23 protein-coding genes are annotated in these 22,279 nt (G+C 46.3%); 1 reads left to right on the forward strand and 22 read right to left on the reverse strand.

What is annotated here, in order from left to right; genetic code table 11:
• Positions 1–184: 184 nt before the first annotated feature.
• Positions 185–1,456 (forward strand): outer membrane protein transport protein, encoded by a 1,272-nt coding sequence (locus BS19_RS17170; RefSeq protein WP_038177000.1) that lies wholly within the window; start codon positions 185–187, stop codon positions 1,454–1,456.
• A gap of 77 nt (positions 1,457–1,533) precedes the next feature.
• On the opposite strand, the gene BS19_RS17175 is transcribed toward BS19_RS17170, so the two are convergent.
• From BS19_RS17175 to flhA, 22 genes are all read right to left on the reverse strand, one after another.
• The gene (locus BS19_RS17175; RefSeq protein WP_038177002.1) at positions 1,534–2,292 is read right to left on the reverse strand and encodes an MlaA family lipoprotein; all 759 of its coding nucleotides are present in this window, start codon (positions 2,290–2,292) and stop codon (positions 1,534–1,536) included.
• Between the two features lie 67 nt (positions 2,293–2,359).
• Positions 2,360–3,577 carry a c-type cytochrome biogenesis protein CcmI gene (ccmI, locus tag BS19_RS17180; protein ID WP_038177003.1) on the reverse strand — a complete coding sequence of 406 codons (1,218 nt, stop codon included), beginning with the start codon at positions 3,575–3,577 and terminating at the stop codon, positions 2,360–2,362.
• Positions 3,577–4,059: a cytochrome c-type biogenesis protein gene (locus tag BS19_RS17185; protein ID WP_038177004.1), complete on the reverse strand. Its 483-nt coding sequence runs from the start codon at positions 4,057–4,059 to the stop codon at positions 3,577–3,579. Before BS19_RS17185 ends, ccmI begins: the two co-directional genes overlap by 1 nt.
• Complete coding sequence (locus BS19_RS17190) at positions 4,056–4,610, reverse strand: DsbE family thiol:disulfide interchange protein (RefSeq protein WP_038177007.1); 555 nt, start codon at positions 4,608–4,610, stop codon at positions 4,056–4,058. The genes BS19_RS17185 and BS19_RS17190 overlap by 4 nt, the downstream gene beginning before the upstream one ends.
• Complete coding sequence (locus BS19_RS17195) at positions 4,610–6,568, reverse strand: heme lyase CcmF/NrfE family subunit (RefSeq protein ID WP_038177008.1); 1,959 nt, start codon at positions 6,566–6,568, stop codon at positions 4,610–4,612. Before BS19_RS17195 ends, BS19_RS17190 begins: the two co-directional genes overlap by 1 nt.
• Positions 6,565–7,050 carry a cytochrome c maturation protein CcmE gene (ccmE, locus tag BS19_RS17200; RefSeq protein ID WP_038177009.1) on the reverse strand — a complete coding sequence of 162 codons (486 nt, stop codon included), beginning with the start codon at positions 7,048–7,050 and terminating at the stop codon, positions 6,565–6,567. The genes BS19_RS17195 and ccmE overlap by 4 nt, the downstream gene beginning before the upstream one ends.
• Complete coding sequence (gene ccmD / locus BS19_RS17205; protein ID WP_038177010.1) at positions 7,047–7,253, reverse strand: heme exporter protein CcmD; 207 nt, start codon at positions 7,251–7,253, stop codon at positions 7,047–7,049. The genes ccmE and ccmD overlap by 4 nt, the downstream gene beginning before the upstream one ends.
• Before the next feature lie 3 nt (positions 7,254–7,256).
• The gene (locus BS19_RS17210; protein ID WP_038177011.1) at positions 7,257–8,009 is read right to left on the reverse strand and encodes a heme ABC transporter permease; all 753 of its coding nucleotides are present in this window, start codon (positions 8,007–8,009) and stop codon (positions 7,257–7,259) included.
• 98 nt (positions 8,010–8,107) lie between these two features.
• Positions 8,108–8,776, reverse strand: a complete 669-nt coding sequence (gene ccmB, locus BS19_RS17215) for a heme exporter protein CcmB (RefSeq protein WP_038177012.1) — start codon at positions 8,774–8,776, stop codon at positions 8,108–8,110.
• Between the two features lie 2 nt (positions 8,777–8,778).
• The gene (ccmA, locus tag BS19_RS17220; protein ID WP_038177013.1) at positions 8,779–9,399 is read right to left on the reverse strand and encodes a cytochrome c biogenesis heme-transporting ATPase CcmA; all 621 of its coding nucleotides are present in this window, start codon (positions 9,397–9,399) and stop codon (positions 8,779–8,781) included.
• A 187-nt stretch (positions 9,400–9,586) separates the two neighbouring features.
• Positions 9,587–10,081 (reverse strand): DUF2802 domain-containing protein, encoded by a 495-nt coding sequence (locus BS19_RS17225; protein WP_038177014.1) that lies wholly within the window; start codon positions 10,079–10,081, stop codon positions 9,587–9,589.
• On the reverse strand, positions 10,081–10,575 hold the full coding sequence (locus BS19_RS17230) for a chemotaxis protein CheW (RefSeq protein ID WP_038177015.1): 495 nt from the start codon (positions 10,573–10,575) through the stop codon (positions 10,081–10,083). The genes BS19_RS17225 and BS19_RS17230 overlap by 1 nt, the downstream gene beginning before the upstream one ends.
• A 37-nt stretch (positions 10,576–10,612) precedes the next feature.
• Positions 10,613–11,650, reverse strand: a complete 1,038-nt coding sequence (locus BS19_RS17235) for a chemotaxis protein CheW (RefSeq protein ID WP_038177016.1) — start codon at positions 11,648–11,650, stop codon at positions 10,613–10,615.
• On the reverse strand, positions 11,643–12,419 hold the full coding sequence (locus BS19_RS17240; RefSeq protein ID WP_038177017.1) for a ParA family protein: 777 nt from the start codon (positions 12,417–12,419) through the stop codon (positions 11,643–11,645). The genes BS19_RS17235 and BS19_RS17240 overlap by 8 nt, the downstream gene beginning before the upstream one ends.
• Before the next feature lie 9 nt (positions 12,420–12,428).
• The gene (locus BS19_RS17245) at positions 12,429–13,538 is read right to left on the reverse strand and encodes a protein-glutamate methylesterase/protein-glutamine glutaminase (protein ID WP_038177018.1); all 1,110 of its coding nucleotides are present in this window, start codon (positions 13,536–13,538) and stop codon (positions 12,429–12,431) included.
• A gap of 24 nt (positions 13,539–13,562) precedes the next feature.
• The gene (locus tag BS19_RS17250; protein WP_038177019.1) at positions 13,563–15,761 is read right to left on the reverse strand and encodes a chemotaxis protein CheA; all 2,199 of its coding nucleotides are present in this window, start codon (positions 15,759–15,761) and stop codon (positions 13,563–13,565) included.
• A 9-nt stretch (positions 15,762–15,770) separates the two neighbouring features.
• The gene (locus BS19_RS17255) at positions 15,771–16,493 is read right to left on the reverse strand and encodes a protein phosphatase CheZ (protein ID WP_038177252.1); all 723 of its coding nucleotides are present in this window, start codon (positions 16,491–16,493) and stop codon (positions 15,771–15,773) included.
• Between the two features lie 37 nt (positions 16,494–16,530).
• Entirely contained in the window at positions 16,531–16,899 is a 369-nt protein-coding gene (gene cheY, locus BS19_RS17260; RefSeq protein WP_038177020.1) for a chemotaxis response regulator CheY, read from the reverse strand.
• Positions 16,900–16,951: 52 nt separating this feature from the next.
• Positions 16,952–17,680 (reverse strand): RNA polymerase sigma factor FliA, encoded by a 729-nt coding sequence (locus tag BS19_RS17265; protein ID WP_038177022.1) that lies wholly within the window; start codon positions 17,678–17,680, stop codon positions 16,952–16,954.
• Positions 17,673–18,560 (reverse strand): MinD/ParA family protein, encoded by an 888-nt coding sequence (locus BS19_RS17270; RefSeq protein WP_038177023.1) that lies wholly within the window; start codon positions 18,558–18,560, stop codon positions 17,673–17,675. The genes BS19_RS17265 and BS19_RS17270 overlap by 8 nt, the downstream gene beginning before the upstream one ends.
• A gap of 13 nt (positions 18,561–18,573) precedes the next feature.
• A complete protein-coding gene (flhF, locus tag BS19_RS17275) occupies positions 18,574–20,070 on the reverse strand; it encodes a flagellar biosynthesis GTPase FlhF (protein WP_038177024.1) in 1,497 nt (498 codons plus the stop codon).
• A gap of 29 nt (positions 20,071–20,099) precedes the next feature.
• Positions 20,100–22,193 (reverse strand): flagellar biosynthesis protein FlhA, encoded by a 2,094-nt coding sequence (gene flhA, locus BS19_RS17280; RefSeq protein WP_038177026.1) that lies wholly within the window; start codon positions 22,191–22,193, stop codon positions 20,100–20,102.
• Positions 22,194–22,279 lie beyond the last annotated feature (86 nt).

Consider the following 22,279-nt stretch of genomic DNA (forward strand, 5'->3'; position numbering starts at 1 on the left):
ACCGCACAAGTGTACGCTCAAAAAAACACACACTTCATTAACATCCAGTTTATTCAACCAATAAATGTGATATTTTCTATATATAATTTCAAACATAGGCGATACAGTGTTTTTTATTTTTAAAGTAATAACTCTAACCTTATCATCTCGCCATGGATATAAAATCAATTCAGCGAACATTATAATGAAAAGCAATAAAACACTTCTCTCTATCGCAGTGGCTTGCGGTTTAATCACCACGTCAGCATCTGTTAATGCGGCCGGCTTTCAACTAGCAGAATACTCAGCCACCGGCCTTGGCCGCGCATACGCAGGCGAAGCAGCCATGGCTGATAATGCCAGTGCACAGTGGCGCAACCCGGCAATGTTGACGTATTTGGAAGGTACTCAGATCTCAGTGGGTGGTATTTATGTTGATCCGAATGTCGATGTAAATGGAACTAGTACTTATTCCGGTAATAAAATTGCTGCAAATTCTAGCGACTTTGCTCATGATGCCGTTATTCCTAATTTCTATGTATCGCATAAGTACAATGATAAGTTTGCCCTAGGTTTCGCTCTGGGTACCAACTATGGTATGGAAACTAATCTCGGTAACAACTTTGCAGGCGCTAACCACGGCAATGAAGCAAGTGTTTACTCTGTTGAAGCAAACCTAAATGCAGCATATCAGTTAACTGATACTCTGAGTATTGGTGCAGGCTTGCGCTACATAGAGGCAGACGGCAGTTTCGGTGCTATTGCGTCACCACAAAGTGCAGTCCTTCCAGCAGGTACTCCTCTGAAGTATATGGAAGGGGAAGATTCTGCATGGGCGTGGCAAGCGGGTGTCGCTTGGCAGCTAAACGAATCAAATAGAATTGGTTTCACATACAAATCTGAAGTAGACCTTACGTTAGAAGGTTATGCAAACGGCTATGGTTTCAATCCAGCGAATCCTAAAGCTCATAAAGCGGGTTCAATGAACCTTGTTCTTCCTGCTACAGCTGAATTCGCAGCCTTCCACCAAGTTAACGACGCTTTAGCTATTCACACTAGCATCAACTGGACTGATTGGAGCAGCTTTGAAAAGCTTGTTGCAGATTTTCCTGGTGAAGCATCCAACACGATTAAACACGAAAACTGGGATGACAACTTCCGTTACGCTGTTGGTGCTACTTACCAAATGGACTCTAAGCTAACTCTACGCACTGGAATTGCGTACGATGAATCAGCAGTGAGCGAAGAGAACCGCACAGCAACCATCCCTGAGACTGACCGTCTATGGCTGAGTCTAGGTGCTGGTTACCAATGGTCAGAGAAACTTAGCTTAGACGCTGGTTTCACCTATATCTTTGCTAAAGATGCACGTATGCATGAAACTGACGTTGCAGCAAACCTTGCTGGTGGTAGCTTCGAAGGTGAAGTAACAGGTAACATCTGGCTAATCGGTGTCCAAGCTAACTACACCTTCTAACAACGATTGGTTAAATGATAAAGGCTTGGTCGAGACCAAGCCTTTATTTTATTCGTGGCTAAACAAGCGATTGCAACCTAAAAATCATCTAAATACTCATCTAAATAAGCTTCTTGTTCGGCATCGTAATTGTCTGTTTGAATTTCTGCTTTAAAATCCTGGTGCTGAATATAGATATCGCGCGTTAAGGCATATGGATCTGGTGAGTTTTCTAACATCGACTCTTGATTAACAATAGCGGCGCGAGTCTCCATACCTTCGAACGCCCACTTGCTCAGGCTTGCCCAAAAGTTCAGTAGCGATAATGGCACATAAGCACTGTCTACTAAATCTGCCGTTTCGCGTACTGTCCACGGGCCATAACCAGGTACCATCACATACGGACCATTTCCAACACCATAGTGCCCTATTGCATCGCTGAATGCTTTTTCATTATGATCGGTGATGCCAGCCTCAGAGGCGATATCAATTAAACCACCTAAGCCAAGAGTGGTGTTAAGCCAAAAACGATTGAAGTGGTCTAACGCCTTTTCACCATTACCCATCAGTAAGTTGTTTACCATACTAGCAGGCTCATCTAAATTGCCAAAAAAGTTACTGATCCCAGTACGGATGGGGACGGGTATATAATTGACGTACGCTAGGGACACGGGACGAACAAAATATGGGTCAAGATAATCGTAGTTGATTGTCCACATCGAACGATTAAAGCTTTCGATAGGGTCGTATACCTGCGGCTCGTTAAGCCCTTCTTGCCCGGTAGGTGTCGTTGCACACCCAGCCCCCACTAACATTGAGCACAGCAATATCCAGCGCTGCAGTTTAATACTTTTCATTATTATAATATCCATTAAAAAAGGCCGATGTTTCCACCAGCCTTCGTCATCCTATAACCAGCAGTTATCAATACTGGTTATCAATCACCACATCAACGGGTTCGCCCATTCTAACGGCTTCGCTCTCACCAAACCAGTCCCCTTGTTTGGTTGCAACGTTACCATCACTATCTATACGGACACGAACCAATAGTGAATCAAGTGATGAAAGCTTACGATCTGCTAGCATACTATTGCCATCATCGAGCACAACAGTACGTGGGAATGTGCCAACAGGGTATCGCGCAGCAGCAACAGGCATAGGTGAACCATCAGCGGAGTGAATAGATACAATCAGTGCAGCATTGCTGTCGACAGGGACTTGATCGCCAAGAGAAATCGTCACCGCGACAGATTTGCCTTCTCCAACTTGCTGACCCATTTGCTTTTGCGCATTTTCGATACTGCGGGAAAGCATCTCGTAACGGCTGTCTTCGGCACCAATCATCTGCTGCATGATGCTCCAATAGCGCACGGCGGCAGAGTAATCTTTACGTTCGTAAGCATCAAACGCTAACAAAGAGAACACTCTCAAGTCGACATAATCTTGTTGAACAAGCTTACCTAGTAGGCTGCGGGCTTTGTCTTGGTCAACGTCGTCTTGTGATAACATCAAAGCTTGCGCGTAACCCAACATCACATCGGTATTGTCCGATTCAATATTATAGGCCTTTTTCATCGCGCCAATTGCCGTATCAACATCACGATTAGCTAAAGCAATACGACCAAGTAACAACCAACCCGTGGAATCGTCCGGCTGATAATGCAAGCGAGTACGAAGCGCAAGCGTCAGATCTTGCATTTCATCATCGCTAAGTGCAGTACCTTGTGGCGACATTAGCTTCTTCGACAACGCAGGTAAGTTGGCGTTTACTTGTTGCCACTGCACCACTTCATCAGACGCGCCAAATTTAAAGTATAGGCCATACGACAGACCAACCACTAATAGCGCAGAGGGAACAATAATCGACCAAGATGAGGTATTGTTTTCTACTTCGCTCGACGTATCGCCAGGGATGTCATCAAGCAACGATTGCTTCAAATCATCAATAAGTTCTTGCTGATTTCCCACTAAGCCTTCGTCACTTTCTTCTGCGAGTTCTTCGAGACGATCTTTGTAAAATGCTTTATTCAGTTCATCTCGAAGCTGCGCGTCGTTGTTCGACTTCTGCTTGATAAACGGCAGTGCAATCACCACCACACTGATTGCGACAAGAATGATTGAAGCGATCCAAAATAGTGCCATTACTGCTTATCTCCATCATTCTTTTCATCAAGTAGCGCTTTGAGTCGCGCTTCTTTTTCTTCATCCCATTGCTGTTGGCTTTTGCTTGACTGCACGCGCGCCTTGCGGCTGCGAATAACAATAAAGCCAAAACCAAACAGGACAACGGCAACTGGCCCCAACCATAAAATTGACGTTGCAATAGTAAATGGCGGGTTATAAGTCACGAAGTTGCCATAGCGAGCGATCATGTAGTCAATGATGTCTTGCTTTGACTTACCCTCTTTGGTCATTTGATATACTTTATGACGTAAATCAACCGCCAGTTCTGCGTTAGAATCGGCAATGGTGTTGTTTTGACATTTTGGACAACGCAGGGTACTGCCGAGTTCTTTGAACTGCTGCTCTTGCTCTAAGCTATCAAACTCATACACTTCAATCGCCGCATGAGCAGATAACGCCAACATCAAGCTTGCCGCGAATGTAAGTAACCACTTTCTCATTGGTTCGCCTCCGCGAGTAAGGCCTCATACATTGGCTTAAGTGTCGCGCCCCAATTATTTGGGTTGACGTCGCCAACATGACGATAACGGATAACGCCATTAGCATCGATCAAGAAAGTTTCAGGCGCACCATACACGCCCAAATCAAGACCAAGCATGCCGTTGCCATCAAACAAGCTAATTAAATAGGGATTACCTAAGTCGTTTAACCAGCCAACCGCTTTTTCGCGATCGTCTTTATAGTTCATGCCAATGATTTTGACCCCTTGTTGAGCCAACTCATTTAAGTATTGGTGCTCAGCGTAACAAGTTGGGCACCACGTCGCCCACACGTTAAGCAGCAAAGGTTCGCCCTTAAAAATAGCCTGATCGTAAAGCTTGCCAGGTTCGGCTAAGTCTTCGAGTCGGAAATCTGGCACATTTTTTCCGACCAGAACCGATTCCAATTTGGTTGGGTCATCACCATGCTGGTTTTTGATAAGTTGAGTGGCAAATACCGCCACTAAACCTAGAAACATCACCAGAGGAATAAACAAAAGTTTCTTATTCATTATGCCTCCTCCAACTTAGTCTTCTTTCTAAAACGATAGCGTTTATCACTAATGGCTAGAGCGCCACCTAACGACATCAATAAGGCACCAGCCCAGATCCAACGGACAAACGGTTTGTAATAGATACGCACTGCCCACGATTTATTATCGTCAAGGCGCTCACCCATCGCGATGTAAAGATCGCGTGTCACGCCTCTATCTATCGCCGCTTCGGTCATCATTGAACGCGCTGTGGTGTAGAAACGCTTTTCTGCATGTAAAGTGTTGACGTAACGGCCGTCTAACGTGACTTCAAAGTCAGCGATATAGCCGTCATAGTTCGGACCATCTTTATCACGAACCCCTGAGAAGAAAAAGTCATACCCTTGAATTTCAAACGTCTCACCGGGCGCCAAACGTACATCACGCTCAATGCTGTAGTTTTGCACCATCGCAATACCAATCACACTCACCGCAAGACCAACATGACCTAACATCATTGCCCAGTGACTGCGTTGAAGCTTTTTCACCCCTTCAATGAAGTTGTGTCGGTGAGTGGCTCGTTGATGCAGTTCAAAACCGTGCATTGTCAAAATCCACAGCGCCATCACCCAACCTAGGTACGCCATAAATTGGAAGTAGTCTGAGAACAGGTGAACAAATACCGCCGCAAAAACTAGCGAAACAACCCCTGACACAGCCATTGGTTTGATTAAGCTGGAAAGTTGATCGCGTTTCCAACGAATCAATGGACCGATACCAAGCAAGAAAGCAAACGGGATCATCAACCAAGCAAATAGCATATCAAAGAAAGGGGCACCAATTGATACCGAGCCTAAACCGAGCTGTTTATGAACCAGTGGTAATAATGTACCAACCAGAACCACCACCAACGCGGCAATTAACAATACGTTATTGGCCAACAACACATTTTCACGCGAAACAAGCTCGAAGTTACCGCGCACACGCACTGCCGCACCTTTAACCGCGAACAATAGCAGCGAGCCACCAATAACAAACACTAGGAAGCCAAGGATAAACATACCGCGTGCAGGATCAGATGCGAACGCATGCACCGAAACCAAAATGCCTGAGCGTACTAAGAAGGTACCTAACAAGCTCAATGAAAAGGCCGAAATCGCCAATAATACCGTCCACGCTTTGAACGTACCGCGTTTCTCTGTCACGGCCAGTGAGTGCATTAATGCCGTACCAGCCAACCATGGCATAAATGATGCGTTTTCAACTGGATCCCAGAACCACCAACCGCCCCAGCCAAGCTCATAGTAAGCCCACCACGACCCCAACGCGATGCCGAGTGTCAGGAATAACCATGCGGCAGTTGTCCATGGACGAGACCAACGCGCCCATGCAGTGTCGAGTCTACCTGTCATCAATGACGCGATCGCAAACGAGAACGCCACTGAGAAACCGACATAGCCCATGTACAACATTGGCGGGTGAATGATCAAACCCGGATCTTGTAGTAGTGGGTTCAAATCTCGGCCATCTACCGGGAAGAAAGGTAAAGTACGTAAAAATGGATTCGATGTGAGGATAATAAACAGCAAGAAACCAACCGTGATCATCCCCATCACCGCAAGCACGCGCGCGACAGATTCTTGCGGCATGCCACGGCTAAACGACGCAACCGCGACCGTCCAACCTGCTTGTATCAGAACCCAAAGAAGTAGCGACCCTTCGTGTGCTCCCCAAACTGCCGTTAAACGGTAGTACCAAGGCAACTGACTGTTAGAGTTACTCGCGACATAATTGAGGGTGAAGTCATTGGTGTAAAACGCCCACAATAGCACCGCAAATGACAACGCGAGCAGCAGGAACATTCCCCACGATAGAGGCCTGGCGCTATTCATTAGTAGCGTATTATTTTGCGATGCTCCGACTAATGGCAAAATGCTGAGTAGCACGGCCAGAGCCAAAGAGATGATCATCGCAAAATGACCGATTTCCGCAATCATTGGTCGCTTCCTTGTATCTGTGTTTCTGAGTACTGAAGTGGCTCATGCGTTTTTTTCATCGCTTCTGCAATTTCTGAAGGCATATACTCTTCATCGTGTTTTGCAAGCACTTCAAATGCTTCAACTGTTGTCGCATCTTTTAAGACGCCCTGAGCGACGATCCCCTGCCCCTCACGGAACAGATCAGGAAGAATACCGTCATAGACGATGGTGACGGTTGGCCCAACATCACGCAGTTCGAATGAAACACGCAGTGACTCAGAGTCACGTTTAACTGACCCTACCGTAACCATACCGCCAATACGTAGTCGTTGACCGACTTCAGGCTTTGTCCCGTCAGGCTTGCCGTTGACCAGTTCGGTCGGCGTGTAGAATAGATCCATGTTTTGATTAAGAGCATAAAGCATTAAACCAACAGTGGCACTGATACCAATAAAGACCGCAAGAACAATGCCGAGCCTCTTTTTACGTCTTGGGTTCATAACGTATTCTCCAAATTTTTCGCAGCATCAATACGCGCTTGCCTATCAACCTTAGCTTGAACTTCATTGAGTAAGCGACGCCCACGGCTTACGCTTACCCATAGTAAAATCAACATCGCGCCAAACGTAATGCCAAATGCGCTCCAGACATAGCCGGCGTAGCCGCCCATCGCAATAAAATCACTCAAAGATTCAAAATACATCGCTTAATCCCCTCTCTGAGATGTCACTTTGGCTAGCGTCATCACCCAAGGACGGTGACTCTCTTTATTAATGATTTCATTGCGTAAGCGAATCATTGTTAGTGCGCCAAAGAAAAATGCAAAACCAAAGATATTGAGTAGCAACGGCCACAACATATCATTCGAGATAGACGGTTGTTCAAATTTAGTAATCGTCGCGCCTTGGTGCAGTGTGTTCCACCACTCGACGGAAAAGTGAATTATCGGTAGATTAACCACACCAACAATCGCTAAAATGCCAGCCGCTTTTGACGCTGTTTTTTGATCGTCAAATGCGTGATAAAGCGCAATAACACCCAAATAGAGAAATAGAAGAATCAGTTCAGACGTAAGGCGAGCATCCCAAACCCACCACGTTCCCCACATAGGTTTGCCCCATACCGCACCCGTTACTAGCGCAATAAAAGTGAACACTGCGCCTATAGGTGCCATGGCTGCGGCGGCCATATCCGATAAGCGCAACTGCCATACGATGCCAATAAACGCCGCAATCGCCATCGACATATAAACACCCATCGACCAAATTGCCGAAGGAACATGAATATAAATAATTCTGAAACTGTCGCCTTGTTGATAATCTGATGGCGCGAAGGCAAGCCCCCACACAGTACCAACAGATAAACACAACAGCGCCAGTATGGAAAACCAAGGCAGTAACTTACCGCACAACTGATAAGTCGATTCTGGTTTGGCATAAGGATGAAGCCATTTCCACATTGTCGTTCTCACTCTCACTTCAGTTTCGTTTAACTTGGGCTAAACAATTTTTCGTTATTGTATTTTATAAAGGGTAACTATTTGGTTGGCCGTAGCCATTAATTGACGCTAACTCGCAACGCCGCACTAATAGCAAAAGGCGTTAAGGTCATTGCGCCCATTAACATCGCACCTAAGACGGCCAGTTGTCCGTTATACGCCATTCCTAAAGATGCCGCATCAATGGCTGAGGTCGCAAAAATCAAAATTGGGATGTAGAGGGGTAATACTAACAAGCTAAGTAATACGCCACCCTTTTGTAATCCAACCGTCAGCGCCACGCCTATTGCCCCAATAAAGCTCAAGGTTGGCGTACCAATGAGTAGGGTCAGCACGACACCAAGCCAGGAATTAAAATCGAGCGATAGCAGCACCGAAAGCAGCGGACTGATAATAATTAACGGCAACCCCGTCAGTAGCCAGTGCGCAATCACTTTCGAGATCACGACCACAGGTAAAGGCACGGGCATCAACATCATCTGCTCTAAGGCACCATCTTGGAAATCGTCTCTAAATAGACGTTCAAGTGATAACAGGGCGGAAAGCAGCGCGGCGACCCACACAATACCGGCCGCAATACGTGCTAACAAGTTAGGCTCAGGGCCGATACTAAGCGGAAACAGGGTAATGACGATAATAAAAAACCACAAAGGGTTAAAAATATCCGCTTGTCGGCGAAAAGCGATGAGAAGCTCTCGTCTGATAATACTATTGATGGTCCCAAACATGGTTAGTCACCCAGTTTAATTTTTCTAAGTTTTGGGTTGTCAGCAAACATGTCTTGGTGCGTGGTTAGCATCACAATGCCCCCGCTTTCAGCATGTTGCAAAAACAGTGATTCAAGAACTTTAACCCCCTGCTTATCAATCGCGGTTAAGGGTTCATCAAGTATCCATAGCTTATGATCACTCAACCATAACCGCGCTAAGGCAACACGACGCTGCTGGCCAGCAGAAAGCTGTGCAACAGGAACATCTTCACGCCCAGCAAGGCCAACTTTGGTCAACGCTTGATAAACTGTTGCTTTATCAACGCGCTTTTTGGCATGAATGCTGAGGTAAAAACGGAGGTTTTCGTACGCGGTCAGTTCACGCTTAACACCGGTTTGATGGCCTAAAAACAACAACTCTTGATGAAAAGCATCGCGATTAGACTCTATCTGTTCACCATCCCAAAAAATATCGCCATTGTCACGGTCACCCAGCCCTGTAATGATGCGCAAAAGGGTGGTTTTACCGGTGCCGTTTCGTCCTTCAATCTGAACTAATTCGCCTGAATCTATAGTAAAAGACAGAGATTCAAACAAAATTCTTTCATCTCTAATCGCGGTCAGTTGAGATACTTCTAACATTTGGGATCACTAGATAAATTTCGAGGCTGTATCTTACCACAGCCTATTGATGGCAAAACAGAAATAGACCTATACGAATCACGAAACTAAGTAAGAATCTGTTAATATCTAACCACAAACCTTAGTAACTACCACTAAATGATTACAACCAGACATAAAAAAAGTGCCCTTAGGCACTTTTTAGCAATTATTTCTTACTGGTTGTTCTTCGACGAGAAGCTTGGCGACGTTCAAAGCCGCTCTCTAAAGGGGGGATTTTTTCTTTGCCCGTGATTTTGTTTTGCAGCGACATCATCAGCTCGGCCTCCGCTTTAGGCAATTCACACTCTTCAATCAACTCTTCCAGATCGGCCCCTAATTGAACCATCTTGGTGGCTCTAGAATAAAGTCGCCCATCACTATCGACTTGTTCTAATTCAGTAATACGCTCACCTAAGTGTTGGATCAAATCCTGCTGTTCACTGACTTTCTGCCCAAGCCCAACCACGACCGAGCGTACTTCTAACAGTTGCTTATTGGCTTTTTGCAGTTCTTTATCTAAGTGGCGATTCTGTTGACGAATATGTTCAGAAGCGCGAACTTGTCCTTGCTTGAATCGAAAAAGTGCCAAAAAAAACAGCAGTATGACTGAAACAATAGCCCCAGCGATCACCGGAGCATTTGTCATCCAACTCGCATCCATTACAGATGAGCCATATCATCCCACTCTTCATCAGTGAGTAGTTTATTAAGATCAACCAGAATGAGTAGCTTGCCATCGCGGTTGCTGACACCTTGAATGAACTTAGCACTTTCATCGGTACCGACACTTGGTGTTGTATCAATTTCAGAAGAACGTAAGTAAACCACTTCAGCGACACTATCCACCAAAATACCAATCACTTGATGTTCAGACTCAATCACGATAATTCGTGTATTGTCGGTGATCTCACCTTCCATCAAACCAAAACGTGAGCGAGTATCGATGACAGTGACTACGTTACCGCGAAGATTAATGATACCTAAAACATAGTCAGGCGCACCAGGTACAGGGGCAATCTCTGTATAACGCAACACTTCGCGCACTTGCATGACATTAATGCCGTAGGTTTCTTCTTCTAGCTGGAACGTCACCCACTGAAGCACTTCGTCACTTGACTGGTCTTTTCTTACTTCAACTTCATTAGTTTGAGACATACCTTATCCTCTCTAAGCCTAAATCGGCATAAATGTTCTAATTATCTAATGCTTTAACATCAAGTCCTGCATTAAGCATAGCTATCAATGCTTCAACGTGGATCAAAGCACACATTTTTTCTTTCACCATGCCAGCAAGCCACGGCCTTTTCCCGGCAGTTTCTCGCCAGCGTACCATTGCTGGGTCTAGGGCTTCGGTTCCCTTCAATTGAGTTGAGGCCAATCCCCACATACTCTCACCCAACATCACAATATATTGGTAATTTTCTTTATAAGTGTCGTCGTTGAGCTTTTCACTCATCACCCACTTCGCGGTATCGACCACATCCAGCTGGGCCTCACGACTGGTTTGCAAGCCGAGATACCAGTCAGGCCGACCGATAAGATGGTTCATTTCCGCAATACGGTGAATACCGCCAAGCTCGTCAAGAGGGACCGCAAAAGTGACGCCATTAACGTCAAAGTAAAGTACCGGAAACTCAACATCGCGCTGTGTAGAATGCCAATCACCCAACTTATGGCTTGGTTGTGTCGCTAATTCGGCGTCAGTGGTCAGATTGGTATCAACGAATGTCTCACCCTCGGTGACCACCTCAAGCTCAGTGTCCAACGACTGTGCGACTTGGGCAATAGGCTCGATTGACTCAGTGACGGTTTCTACGCTTTGCTCGACGTCAATATCGAGCTCAGGCTCTACTAAGTCCCACTCTTGAATTTCCTCAACCGCAGTTACTGTCTCTGGCTGTACTTGGGCGATCTCGAGCGTGTTTTGCACCATTACCTGCTCTAAATCAAGCTCGGCAACGGGGTTGTCAGTTTCTAGCTGCTTAAGTAGACGTTCCACATCTTCAAGATTTGGCACTTCGACTTCAGTAGCCGGTGTATGAAAATAACTTTTTTCTTGCACCGACTGCATCATTGGTTCAAGTTCATGAGTTTCGGTTTTAGCCACAATGGCTAGCGTTGCGTCACTCTCTAGCGGTTCTATCTCATCTTGCTCGACTTCCTCTGCAAGTAATGCTGAAAAGTAATCGTCGAGGGCTTGTTCACTCGATAGCAATGATTGGCTAGTCATCAATGGCTAACCTCTCTATATGAATAAGTAGTTGCTTGTAAGCAAACACACCACGACTTCCCGATGCAAAGTGAGAGACGGGTAAATGCTTTAAGCTGGCATCTCTAAATTTAGTATCGATCGGAATCGCTGATGACCAGACTTGGTCAGGGTAATCTTTCTTCAATTGCTGTAGCGTTTGCAAAGAAGCACGCGTTCTTTTGTCGTACATCGTTGGCACTACGGTCACTTTGAACGGCTTATTGCGTGATTTTTGCATGATAGCCAACGTGCGTACCATGCGCTCTAAACCTTTCATCGCAAGAAACTCTGTTTGCACAGGAATAAGAATTCTATCACTCGCCGCCAACGCATTGACCATCATCACACCTAAAATAGGAGGACAATCGATCAGTACATAATCATAACGGTCACGAATGGCCAACAAAGCGCGCTTAAGAATCAGACCCATGCCACTGCGATTGCCCATCACTCGATCTAGAGTGGCTAATGACATATGCGCGGGGATCAAGTCGATACCTTCAATATCTGACTTCATCACCAGAGGCATCACCGTTTGCGCGGTGTATTCTCTTAGTTGGAAGAGATCAAAAAGGCTTGAGGACACCGTATCCGAGTCATAACCAAGATAAGTGGTCAATGAAGCGTGCGGATCGGTATCGACCAAGAGTACACGCTTTCCTTGCTTACTAAGCAAACCCGCAAGGGTAATGGTCGTGGTTGTTTTACCCACACCGCCTTTTTGGTTTGCTATGCTCCATACAATCATGTGAAACCTCTATGCTAGACCGACTTCGACTAACATACGTTCAGCGATTCTATCTAGCGGCAAATCTTCTGTAGAAATGCCTGCTTTAGCAACAGCTTGCGGCATGCCATAAACGACACAACTCTCTTCATCTTGCGCCCAAATCGTCGCACCCGAATTTTTTAGCATCCGAGCACCTTCGCGCCCATCAGCGCCCATTCCAGTCAGCACCATTGAGAGTACTTGATCGGAATAGATTTTAGCGGCACTACCGAAAGTCACGTCGACACAAGGCTTATAGTTCATCCGTTCACCACCATCGATGATGCGCAATTTTGCTGAGCCCGGCCTACCATCAATCATCATCTGCTTGCCACCTGGCGCTAAGTAAGCGACGCCCGGCTTGAGTAGATCACCATCTTGCGCTTCTTTCACTTGAATTTTGCACAGTGAGTTAAGTCGACTAGCGAAGGCTGCCGTAAACGTGGCCGGCATATGTTGAATGAGCACAATAGGATGCGGGTAGTTTGACGGAAGCTTAGTTAAAATTTTCTGCAATGCGACAGGGCCACCCGTTGATGTACCGATCGCAGTCAGTTGGTATTTCTTACCACTGGCTTTAAATCGCGTTGTTACAACAGGCTTGGCTGCTGTAGGTCGGATGGGGGTACGGTTTGGCGTAGTAGCAGTATCTGAACGAGCAGATGCGGCCGGCCTTACGATAGCGCGGCGCATTGACGCTCGTTTTGATGCGATTTGAATCACGCGCTGTTGCAATAAGGTAACCGCTTCATCACGATTACGTGCGATATCTTCAAACTTCTTTGGTAAGAAGTCTAACGCACCAGCTTCAAGCGCATCTAAGGTTGCTTTAGCACCATCGTGGGTTAACGATGAGAACATCAAAATTGGCACAGGGCTTTTCGCCATGATTTCACGAACGGCAGTAATGCCGTCCATGACCGGCATTTCGATATCCATAGTGATGACGTCAGGCTTGATTCGTAGTGCTTTTTCAACGGCTTCTTTACCATTAGTCGCCACATCAATGACTTCTAAACGCGGCTCTGCGTTAATAATTTCACTCACTCGGCGGCGGAAAAAACTCGAATCATCTACAACTAGTACTTTGATCGCCATATGCGTCCTTCTTTATCTCACGACTTAGATTCGTGAAGCAGCAGCATACTGCTTGAGCAAATCTGCCACATCTAAAATCAGAGCGATGTGACCATCACTGGTAATTGTCGCACCAGCCATACCGGGTGTACCTTGCAATAGGTTATCAAGCGGTTTGATGACCACTTCTTCTTGTCCAATTAAGGTATCAACTACAAAACCAACACGTTGATTACCAATTTGGACAATGACCACATGGCCATGGCCTTTACCACGTTCTACTTGACCCATTTGAGGGGCAAGCCAGTTCTGCAGATAGAACAGTGGTATCGATTTGTCGCGTACTATGATGGTTAACTGGCCATCAACGACATTGGTACGACCTAAATCTAGGTGGAAAATCTCGCTAACACTGGCAAGAGGCAGTGCAAATGGGTGATTCGCCACACCAACCATAAGAGTTGGCAATATAGCTAATGTCAGCGGCACCTTGATGGTTATCTTGGTCCCTTTACTAAGCTCAGAGTCGATGTCAATAGAGCCGTTTAGGGTATTAATCGCGGTTTTAACCACATCCATACCTACACCACGGCCAGAAATGTCGGAAATCTTTTCTTTGCTTGAGAAGCCAGGCATGAAGATAAGGTTAAAACACTCTTTGTTGGTCAAACGAGACGCGGCGTCTTCATCCATCATCCCGCGTTTCACCGCAATAGCGCGGAGCTTGTCTGGGTCCATACCACCACCGTCATCGACGATAGCTAACTCGATATGGTCACCCTCTTGAGATGCCGATAAAATAACTTTACCAGTTCGCGGCTTCCCAGCGGCCACTCGGTCATCTGGCATTTCAATGCCGTGGTCAACCGAGTTTCGCACTAAGTGAATCAATGGATCAGCAAGCGCTTCGACCAAGTTTTTATCAAGATCGGTCTCTTCACCACGCATTTCAAGAGTAATGTCTTTGTTAAGGCTTCGCGCCAAATCACGAACAACGCGAGGGAAGCGACCGAAGACTTTCTTAATCGGCTGCATACGCGTTTTCATTACCGCGCCTTGCAAATCGGCAGTGACTACATCTAAGTTGGAAACCGCTTTCGACATTTCTTCGTCGTTGCTGTTAAGCCCTAAGCTTAACAGGCGGTTACGCACCAGAACTAACTCACCCACCATGTTCATAATGGTGTCTAACGTTGAGGTATCAACACGAACAGTTGCATCCACTTGTGGCTTTTTCGCTTGTGTTGCTGGTGGCGTCGCTTCTTTTTTAGCTGGCGGTTGAGGCGCTGCTTGCACAGGTGCTGGCTTTGCCTCAGGTTTTGGTTGTACAGGCTCCACAGGTTCAGGGTTAACCGCAGCAGCTGGCTTAGTAGCCGCTTCGAGCTCCTCCACTGAAGGACCTTTACCAGAACCATGCAAGTCATCGAGGAGTTTTTCAAACTCTTCATCACTCATTAAATCACTGTCGCCCATCGCAGCAGAAGTTGGAGCGCTTGGCGTGACAGGTGGTGAGGCAGGAGCAGCCGCTTCGTTCTTGCCAGGCGCTTTACCTGAGCCGTGAAGTTCGTCAAGAAGCTTCTCAAACTCATCATCGGTAATGTCGCCGCTGCTTTGACTACTTGGTGCCGATGCTGGCGGTGTAGCGGGAGCCGCCGGAGCTGCTGCCGCGCCAGGAGCACTACCAGAACCATGCAGTTCGTCGAGCAATTTTTCAAATTCGTCTTGGCTTATTTCGTCAATTGAACCAGCAGAGATCTGTTTAGATTCAGCAGGTTGTTCAACTTGTGGTGCTTCAACAGGCGTTTCGTCAACAACAGGTTGCTCAGCGATAACAGAGTCTGCGTCATCAGGCGCGGAAGGGTCACTGAGTCGATGCAGCTCGTCGAGTAGTGCTTGTTCGGCTTTGGGTAGAGGCTGATGATCTTGTACAGCTTGGAATTGTTCGTTAACCGTATCAAGCGCCTTTAACATGGTATCCATCAAGCCAGAACTGACTTTACGCTGGCCATTGCGCAAAATATCAAACACGTTCTCTGCACCGTGACAGGTGTCAACAAGTTCAGTCAACGCTAGGAAGCCCGCGCCACCTTTTACGGTGTGGAAACCACGGAAAATAGCATTTAACAGATCTTTATCATCAGGGTTATTTTCTAGCTCGACTAATTGCTCAGAGAGAAGTTCTAGTATCTCTCCTGCTTCGACTAAAAAGTCCTGAAGAATGTCTTCGTCTAATTCGTAGCTCATATGTTACCTCTAAAACCCAAGACTCGAGAGTAAGTCGTCGACTTCGTCTTGTGATGAAACGGCATCTTCCCTTTCTTGAGGGTTAAGAATAGGACCTTCTGGATCCGTTGCTGATTTGTTGTTTTTATTTGCACTGTCATGTTCTGAATGGCTAGAACCAAATGCGGTCAGTATTTCAACTAGCCTACCCTCAACTTCATTAACAAGGTTAATCACTCTACTAATGATTTGCCCAGTTAAGTCTTGGAAATCTTGAGCCATTAGGATTTCAGTCAATTGCCCTCTTAATTCCGAACTATCGCCTTCGACTTCTGTTAATAGTTCATCGATATGATGACATAACGCTTTGAATTCAGAGAGTTCAATGCGACCACGCATCAACTCGTTCCATTGCGGACGCACTTTGAGTAACCCTTCATGCAAGTTGTCAGCAATAGGCATACATCGATCGACAGCGTCCATGGTTTTATTCGCGGCGACTTCGGTCTTGTCAATAACGTACTGGAGGCGATCCCTAGCATCAGGGATTTCGTCCTTGGCTATCTCGCTAATACGCTCATCCACACTAAAGTGTTTAATCGACTCGTGTAAATCACGAGTCAATGCACCAATCTCTTGTAGCATTGGGTTTGAAGCGTTTTCGTAGATGCCTTTAACAAGAATATTCGCGTCTTGTTGCTGACCACTTTCTAGCAGTGCTACGAGTTCTTTTGCCTGTTCTAATGAAATCATTCTGAATTGGCCTTTTAACTTATAATCAATCCCTTGACTATAAACGCTCAAAAATTTTGTCTAGTTTTTCTTTCAATGTCGCAGCAGTGAATGGCTTAACGATATAGCCATTAACACCCGCTTGCGCAGCTTCGATGATCTGCTCACGTTTCGCTTCTGCAGTGATCATTAATACTGGTAAATGCTTCAACCCATCGTCTGCACGGATGTGCTTGAGAAGGTCAATACCTTGCATACCTGGCATATTCCAATCTGTCACGACAAAGTCGAATTCACCTTTCTTGAGCATAGGTAACGCCGTTAAGCCGTCGTCTGCTTCTTGGGTGTTGTTAAAACCCAAGTCACGAAGTAAGTTCTTAACGATACGTCGCATTGTTGAGAAATCATCAACAATAAGGATCTTCATGTTTTTATTCAAAATTGCCTCCACTGAGTTCGAGATCAGTGATTTTTACTCATTATTTTGTCCAAGCACTTAACTTTGTGCGTAGACGCTGCATTGATTGGCTCAATATTTGGCTAACGCGTGACTCGCTAACACCAATTATCTCACCGATTTCCTTTAAGTTTAACTCTTCATCGTAATAAAGCGAAAGTACTAGTGCTTCTCGTTCTGGCAGAGTTTTGATCGAGTCGACCAAAGCTTGACGAAAATACTCGTCGGCAACGCCTTGAAAGGGTAAATTCTCTGCTTCGCTATCTCCAGATGAAATGACATCTTCGGAAACGCCAAGATCTTCAATCCCCACCAAACGTGAACAGCTAATATCGGTTAAAATCGTATGGTATTGCTCTAAGCCAATTCCCATATGCTGGGCGACTTCTGAATCAGTCGGGTCTCGATTCAACTCACCTTCGAGAGCAGATATCGCTTGGCTAACTTCACGATTGTACTTATGTACTGAACGTGGTACCCAGTCACCGCGACGAATATCATCTAGCATAGCACCTCGTATTCGGATGCCTGCATACGTTTCGAAGCTCGCTCCTTTACTACCATCATAGTTCTTTTGAGCTTCAAGTAGTCCAATCATGCCCGCCTGAATAAGATCTTCCACCTGCACGCTTGGCGGTAAACGCCCGAGCAAATGGTGAGCAATACGCTTCACAAGCACCGAGTATTTCTCTAAAAATACACGTTGACTGTTTTGGTTGGCGTACTGGTCATAGGTCAAGGCCTTATTCACCAAATGGTTCCTCTAACATCTCTGGTCTGTTAAGTAAGCGTTCGACAAAAAACTCAAGATGTCCACTCGGTGTTCTAGGTATTGGCCAAGTAAGTGCCTTACTTGCCAACGAACCGATTGCTAACGCCGCTGGAGATCTTGGGAACGCGTCGACAACAATTTTTTGTTTTTTAACTGCTTGTCTAACTTTATCATCCAACGGAATACATGCGACGAGCTCAAGGCTCACATTCAGGAATCGCTCTGTGACCAAGGTCAACTTTGCGAACAATTCTCTACCTTCGCGATAACTTCTGACCATATTTGCAACAATTTTGAAGCGTGGGACTTGGTGGTCTTTGCTCAACAACTTAATCAAAGCATAGGCATCGGTGATTGATGTTGGCTCATCACACACCACCACTACCACATCTTGAGCCGCTCGTGAAAAGCTCACCACCATGTCGGAAATCCCTGCGGCCGTATCAATAATCAATACGTCCATTTCATCTTCTAAACTACCAAACGCACGGATAAGACCGGCGTGTTGCGCATGGGAGAGCTCAGTCATAGATTGAGTTCCGGATGTCGCGGGAATAATGCGAATACCGTGTGGTCCTTCAACAATAGCATCTTTCAGCTCGCATTCGCCGGCTAAAACATGACCTAAGTTACGTTTTGGTCGAATACCCAACATTACGTCAACGTTCGCCAAACCTAAATCGGCATCAAGAACCATTACTTTTTTGCCTTGACGCGCCATTGAGATCGCCATACCCAAAGCTACGTTTGATTTACCAACACCGCCTTTACCACCCGTCACCGAGATAACTTTAGTCAAAGAAGGTTGTGTTAAGCGGCGTAATCCGCTTGCTTGGTCTTGTATCATATTATTCGTCATAATCGTCCGCCGCCTAGAACCTCTCCGCTTCACTATTCCAGTAGTGAGGTTCATCATCTGTCGACTTCTCAAGTAATTCATTTGCTTTAGCGACCATATACTTTGGTTGCGCTATCACAATATCTTCGGGAACTCGTTGTCCATTCGCGATGTAAGCCACTGGCAGTGCATTCTGCACCACTACACTGACGAATTCACCTAAACTCAGGGATTCATCCAGTTTAGTCATAATGCATCCAGACAGTGGAATACGCTTAAAATGGTCGATAGTCTCTTGCAGTACTTTGCGCTGTGCAGTGGCAGGAAGCACTAAATAACTGTGGATGACCTCACCACTCTCATGCATAAGCGTGTCTAATTGTTCAGACAGCCTTACATCACGCTGCCCCATACCTGCTGTATCAACCAGAATTAGGCGACGATTTCGTAACTGATATATTACATCGGCTAACTCATTGGAATCTTTAGCGACTTTTACAGGACATCCCATAATTCGTCCATAAATCGCTAATTGCTCATGTGCACCAATACGATAAGTATCGGTAGAAACGAGCGCGACGTTATCAGCGCCAAACTCCATCGCCGCGCGTGCGGCCAGTTTTGCAACCGTGGTTGTTTTGCCTACCCCTGTCGGGCCAAGCAGCGCAACAACACCGCCACGTTTTAAAATATCTTGCTTAGAAATTGGGATTTGGTCAGACACTAAACCCAACAGCGCTTTCCACGCTTTAGTCGGAGGGGTGTCTTCTGGGATATAGCACGCCAGTTGGTCGGCGAGATCGGAAGAGACCCCCATGCGTTCAAGGCGCTTAATTAACATCGCTCTAAGTGGTTCGCGTCGCTCGACCTCTTGCCACATTAAGCCCGAAACTTGATGTTCGAGCAGGCGACGAATCGATGTCATTTCTTCTTTCATCTCTTCGAGATCGTCACTCGACATGCTTGGTTCGTTTTGTCGCGAACGCTCATAGCGTGTGGGATCAAGTTTGGCCGCAGGTTTGTCAATACGACGATCTTCTGCAATAAGGCGCGCTAACGGTGAGTCTTCTTTTACTCGAACATTTTCTTGGCTGTGAGGACGAGACGAGGCTTGACGTTTTAACAAGGCCGATAAAGAGTCTGAACTCTCTTCCTCCTCTCGACCACCTGCATCAGTTTGACCATAACTGTATTGCTTAAGCATGTTCGCAAAGCGTTTGGTCATTGAACGTCCAGAATCCGCTTGTGACTGTAGGCTCACACGGTCATCGTCGAGCGCTCGCTTAGGCGTGCTCGGCATTGAGTTAGAAGCCTGACGAGGCGGCGTATTTCTTGGGGCCGAGTTATAACCTTGACTATTGCTATTGCCAGCACCAATGCGATTTGCACCTTCGCCATCGACAGCAGCAACGATTTCAACTCCGCCCGAAACTTTTTTATTTGACATGATCACGGCATCGTCACCCAGTTCAGCTTTAACCTGAAGCAAGGCGGTGCGCATGTCTTTGGCAAAAAATCGTTTAATCTTCAAATTGAGTACCGTATTTCAACGCATTAGAACTAGTTGCCGACAGCTTGAACAATGCGAATTTGTTTCTCGTCAGGGATTTCTTGGTAAGAGAGAACTCTTAGCGAAGGAATCGTATTCTTAACAAATTTAGCCAACGTTGAACGTAACACACCGGATGTCAACAGAACCGCGGGTTCGCCTTTGAGCTCTTGCTCTTGCGTTGCATGACTTAACGACGATTGAAGTCGCTCTGCTAAACCAGGTTCAATTCCCGCGGATTCGCCACCAGAAGCTTGCATAGTTTGATGCAATATTTGTTCCAGCTCAGGAATTAGGGTGATAACTGGTAGTTCTGGCTCTATCCCATTGATTTCCTGAACAATTAATCGTTTCAGTGAAATACGAACTGCAGCAGTCAAAATGTCAGGTTCTTGACTCTTACTTGAGTATTCGGACAAGGTTTGAACAATGGTGCGAATATCTCGAATAGGCACGGCTTCATTGAGTAAGTTCTGCAAGACTTTAACCACCACACCTAACTGCAATTGCTCAGGGACAAAACTCTCCACCAACTTCGGAGTGCTACGGCCGAGCATTTCAATCAGGTTCTGCACCTCTTCGTGCCCAATCAGCTGTGAGGCGTTGTTGGTCAGTAGTTGACTCAAATGGGTCGCCAGTACTGTCGATGAATCCACCACTGTGTACCCCAATGCTTGTGCGTGCTCGCGCTGCTCTTCACGAATCCATACCGCTTCCAAGCCAAAGGCGGGATCTATTGTTGGCTCACCTTCGATCAGACCATAGACCTGACCGGGGTTAATCGCTAACTCCATATCTGGACGGATTTCTGCTTCGCCCACCGCGACTCCCATCAGAGTAATTCGGTAGCTATTTGGCGTTAATTCTAAATTGTCGCGAATGTGTACGGCAGGGATTAGAAAGCCAAAGTCTTGTGAGAGCTTTTTCCGTACCCCTTTAACCCTTTCTAGCAATTCGCCCCCTTGATCTTTATCGACCAAAGGAATCAAACGATAGCCCACTTCTAAGCCAACAATATCAACGGGTTGGACATCATCCCAAGAAAGCTCTTTCGGTGTCGGTGAGTCTTGATCTGTGTTGGCGGGTAAATTCGGTTTCTCAGCCGCTTTTTTCTGCTTACGCTGAATCATATACGCACAGCCCGCGGCGATAGCAGCCAGCAGTAGAAAAGCGAAGTGAGGCATTCCAGGAACAATACCCATCACACCAAGAATCACCGCAGTGATCATCAATGCTTTCGGGTTATCAAACAGTTGGAACACCACCTGCTGTCCCATATCTTCATCTGTGTTTTGACGCGTGACCATGATCGCCGCACCAATCGAAAGCAACAGCGAAGGAATTTGTGCGACCAAGCCATCACCTATGGTTAGCAAGGTGTAGATTTCGACGGCTTCACCAAAACCAAGATCGTACTGAACCATACCGATGGAAAGACCACCGATGATGTTGATAAAGAGAATCAAAATACCGGCGATAGCATCGCCTTTAACAAATTTCGACGCACCGTCCATTGAACCGTAGAAGTCCGCTTCTTTGGTCACTTCCTGACGGCGGGTACGTGCTTGGTCTTGATCAATGAGGCCGGCATTCAAGTCGGCATCAATCGCCATTTGCTTACCAGGTAAAGCGTCGAGGGTAAAGCGCGCACTCACTTCAGAAATACGCCCTGCACCTTTGGTCACTACCATAAAGTTGATGATCATCAAGATGAGGAACACCACTAAACCGACGGCGTAATTACCACCAATCACCACGCTACCGAAAGCTTCAATTACGCTACCTGCAGCATTCGCGCCTTCATGACCATAGAGTAGAACCACACGCGTTGAAGCAACGTTCAATGCCAAGCGTAACAAAGTCGCAATCAACAGTACGGTAGGGAACGCCGCGAAATCTAGTGGACGTCGTGTATAAACCGTTACCAGTAACACCACCATTGACAGCGCAATGTTGAAGGTGAAAAACAAGTCGAGCAAAAACGGCGGGATGGGCAAAATGACCATCGCCAACGTCGACAGCACCATAATAGGTGCGCCAATCGCTGGCATCGCGCGTTGCGGGATCGGCGGTAATTTATGTGCAAACGGCAGAGTAAACTTCATCGTTGAGCAGCTACAATATTGGGTAAAAAGAATGACTTGTCAGGCACATGCAATATCCAGTCCAGCCACAATGTCAATTTTATGGC

This window comes from Vibrio pacinii DSM 19139 (assembly GCF_000711795.1).
Lineage (GTDB): Bacteria > Pseudomonadota > Gammaproteobacteria > Enterobacterales > Vibrionaceae > Vibrio > Vibrio pacinii.